Source organism: Okeania sp. SIO3B5 (assembly GCF_010692555.1).
Taxonomy (GTDB): Bacteria; Cyanobacteriota; Cyanobacteriia; order Cyanobacteriales; family Microcoleaceae; genus Okeania.
In genome coordinates, this window is the sequence record NZ_JAAHHG010000777.1 from 1 (window position 1) to 3201 (window position 3201).

Below are 3201 nucleotides of genomic sequence, written 5' to 3' on the forward strand. Positions count from 1 at the left end.
GCCCAACTCTTGAGCAAAATCCTGAATTTTTGAACCATTACCACCTAAAACCTCGCACTTTTTCCAGACCTAAAATTACTCAAACCAATATCAGTCAATAAGCGCGATATTTAATCAGCAAACCCTAATTAGCAAAGTAAAAGGTAAGTTGAAACCCAATAAAAATTAAAGGCCATAAGCTTTTTTTAAGGTTGACTAAAGCTGAGAAGATTTGACCCTAATATTTGTTCTAGAAGTTAAAAAGCTCGGATTCAAAGTTTGGGACTTTAGTTCTATATTTTTCCCTAATTCCGTTTTCCTCTCCTAGAAAATAATGAAAAAAAGCTGTTTATTTGGACAATAAACAGCTAGTTCAGAACTGCAGATGGAGATACACCCTGATAGTTAAATGAAATAAAGTAGATGCCCCTGATGGATAACTCCTAGATGGACTAATTACCTGATGGTTTAACTCCCTAATGGCTTAGTCTCCACATCCCAAATAGCAGGATTGGGGAGAAAATAGTAATAAGACTACTAACACCTCACTTCCGGCTTTTGTGATCCATCAGGTCGTGCCTATGCTTCTTTTATAATTGCAGACTGGTTCATCGGAAGACAAGAGGTCTTTTGCAACAACCCACTTTTTCAAGGTTGCAGAATATCGCGAGTCTATCTAAAACAACTAAACAGGGTTCATCTACTACTATGAAACAGAATATTATCATTTTTGGGTTAATAGCCTCCGCAGGCTTGACATTTTGCCAAGTACCAAAGGCCACAGCCTTGAGTTTAAGGTCGTCTAATGAGACTAGCATCGAAGAGAGTAAGATAGTTAGTTATGAAGGCCGTGATGAAGATGGGAATGAAGAAAACATAAAGACAGATGAATAAATGAGAATAAACTATTAAGTAAGGCCGAAATAACTTCCTTGAGACAGTAAAGACAAATTAGACTAGGTATTCACATATGGGTAGAACTTTATGCTACTAATTACGGTTCTACCCTCTATTATCCTTGTATTATGTTCTGATTAATATTATCGAAAAATGATGGACACAACGACTACTACACGAAGAAAAAGGATTATTACAAGAACTGCAGAAAGAAGACAAGCAACTCCTAAAGAGAGAGAATTAATCCATCTGTTAGCTAATCTTGGATGTAGCTGTGCAAGATACGCTTTTCAGCACTCATCCAAAAAAGGGCAAATACCTCCTGAAGACCGAAAACACTTGGCAGAGTGGCACTATCTCCGGTTACAACAAATTCGCCGGGTAGAAAGAAGTCTCGAGCCTGTGGCCCAACTTAAGCGGGTTTACTATCGAAGTCAACTAAGTCCAAGGTCCCTTAAGTCCCTAAAACTTTTATGGGTTGAGGAGGACAAACCAAGGGTGAAGCGGGTTAGTCCGGAATTGGATGAATTATTAAGTTTAGCCCTTAATTTAGGAGATACCCTCAAGCAGATATTTCACATTGTTGAATGTGGGGAAAGAGTCTTCTCTAGAACTCCTCAAACAGGAGTAGGAGTTGTGCCATTGTGGGTTCATGAGTGGGAAGAGTCGGGCTATGATGTTAGTTTCTTTCCTCCTTCTTTTCCTGATTGGGCTAATATTGTTGATGACTAAGTTTCTGATGCAAATTAACTCTTGAAGAAGATAGCGGGAGCTGTTTGCGCAGCATTCTGGACCGAAAGGCATAAAGGAAAATTACTTTATGGATATTCAACGACCGGCTACTTTGTGTCTGATAACTCCAAACAATTTTCAGCACCGTTTAAACGGTGGGGAATTAAACCCGTAAAAGAAAATATAAATTCCCATACTATGCGCAAAATTTAACTGACTCAATATTTGCGATAGTTTTTGTTGACACTCCTCCGGCTGTTGGCGTAGCCTGCCGTTAGGCATAGCACGGAGGATTCTTAGTTCTACGACCCTGGTTTAAGAAGTCAAAAGTCAAAAGTAAGAAATTAAGAAGTCAAAAGTCAAAAGCAAGAAGTCAAAAGTCGAAAATAAGAAATTAAGAAGTCAAAAGTCAAAAGTCAAAAGTCAAAAGTCAAAAGTAAGAAATAATGATAGAAATTGTATACTACTTTTAATGTTACAAATTGACGTGGGGAATGTGGGTTTTAATGATACAAATTGAAGTGTGGAATGTGGGTTGCTATAGTTACTAAATCTATAGAAAAATATTCCTAGACAAGTGTTTTAATTAAGTGTTACCTTAACGGGGTGAACTACAACACCCTCTATCCCATTGCTAAAAGCGTTTGGGACTGCTTTTCGTATCGGTGTTTAAACTTCCATTGACATCAGCATTGTATTTAATACCATTTGAAGCTTTATAAAGTCCTCTTTTCACTCGTTTACCACGCTTATCTGTGTTTCACACCTTTTTCATAAATTGGTAAGTCGTCCCAGTCTAAAAAACTAGCAATTGAAGTATAACTCTCTTCATTAATTATTACTTTGATTCCTACTAATTTGGCTTTGTATTTTAGTTGTTCAATTAACTTAAAAAAAGGAATTTGAACAAAATTTTGATTGTTTTTTTTGCCAAGATTTATGTCTTGTTTCCAGTTAGGATTATTTCCTATTACTAAAGTTCCTATCTCCCACTCTATCAGATGATTAATAATATATCTGCTAGTATGCATGCAGATAATCATCAATCTTTAAATTTCTTTTTGTCGATAATCTTTTGATTCGATTACTACTTTTAGCCGACTTTAATTCTGACTGTAGTTTACCCTTTTTCTTATTATAGAATTGATTAATTGATTTGACTGGTCTGCCGTTAATAATCAAGGGTTGAAAACCTTTTTTATTTGATGTTACAGTCGCCAAATTATTCACTCCCAAATCTACAGAAGCTACATTATATTCATACAAATCTAATTTCACTTCAACGGATTCGTAAACCACTTCTATCACATAGTAATTAAGCTTAGGAATAATTCTCACAAGTTGGCCGAGAATCATAATTTATTTTACTGTCAAAAAATAGCTCACTTTTTGATAGTAATATCTTTTTATTTTTGACTAATTGAGGCTTACTAATCGCCTGTTTTGTATAAAATAAAATATTCCTCCCTTTCTTTTTATGTTTATATTTTGGCAGTTTAGGGCGGCTTTTAAACTTACTTGGACATTCATTATAAGCTCTTATAGCTTGAAAAAAATTTTGCCAATTTTTATCTAAAATAATCAAAACCTGCT

4 protein-coding genes and 1 pseudogene are annotated in these 3201 nt (G+C 35.4%); 2 read left to right on the top strand and 3 right to left on the bottom strand.

Annotation, left to right across the window (positions count from 1 at the left end):
• Positions 1 to 633 precede the first annotated feature (633 nt).
• Together F6K54_RS42295 and F6K54_RS42300 are read left to right on the top strand one after the other, a co-directional pair.
• Complete coding sequence (locus F6K54_RS42295) at positions 634 to 873, top strand: hypothetical protein (RefSeq protein ID WP_293090470.1); 240 nt, start codon at positions 634 to 636, stop codon at positions 871 to 873.
• 156 nt (positions 874 to 1029) lie between these two features.
• Entirely contained in the window at positions 1030 to 1608 is a 579-nt protein-coding gene (locus F6K54_RS42300; RefSeq protein WP_293090471.1) for a hypothetical protein, read from the top strand.
• Positions 1609 to 2357: 749 nt separating this feature from the next.
• Here F6K54_RS42300 and F6K54_RS42305 read toward each other — a convergent pair.
• The 3 genes and pseudogenes from F6K54_RS42305 to F6K54_RS42315 form a co-directional block, all read right to left on the bottom strand.
• Positions 2358 to 2639, bottom strand: a complete 282-nt coding sequence (locus tag F6K54_RS42305; RefSeq protein WP_293090472.1) for an IS200/IS605 family accessory protein TnpB-related protein — start codon at positions 2637 to 2639, stop codon at positions 2358 to 2360.
• A complete protein-coding gene (locus F6K54_RS42310; protein WP_293090473.1) occupies positions 2629 to 2907 on the bottom strand; it encodes a transposase in 279 nt (92 codons plus the stop codon). Before F6K54_RS42310 ends, F6K54_RS42305 begins: the two co-directional genes overlap by 11 nt.
• 22 nt (positions 2908 to 2929) lie before the next feature.
• A pseudogene (locus tag F6K54_RS42315) lies at positions 2930 to 3201 on the bottom strand (RNA-guided endonuclease TnpB family protein); the annotation flags it as partial.